Annotated in this window: 1 pseudogene; it reads right to left on the bottom strand. The window is 67.8% G+C overall.

The window, feature by feature from the left end:
• Positions 1-146: 146 nt before the first annotated feature.
• Positions 147-245: pseudogene (locus tag ACNQ0T_RS24570) on the bottom strand (MobA/MobL family protein); the annotation flags it as partial.

Genomic DNA, 245 nt, shown 5'->3' on the forward strand with positions numbered 1-245 from the left:
CCCCCCCCCCCCCCCCCCCCCCCCCCCCCCCCCCCCCCCCCCCCCCCCCCCCCCCCCCCCCCCCCCCCCCCCCCCCCCCCCCCCCCCCCCCCCCCCCCAAATGAAGTACCTGGTCTCGTGGGCTCGGAGATGTGTATAAGAGACAGGTATTTTATTAAAAGGTCTTTTTTTTGTTTGTCGTCCAGCTCCACCGGCAAGGCGACATCGAAGTACCTGGCAGTCTGTCCGTTCTTCTGTCGTTCTGT

It is taken from the genome of Enterobacter cloacae complex sp.6700776, assembly GCF_048284255.1.
Lineage (GTDB): Bacteria > Pseudomonadota > Gammaproteobacteria > Enterobacterales > Enterobacteriaceae > Enterobacter > Enterobacter intestinihominis.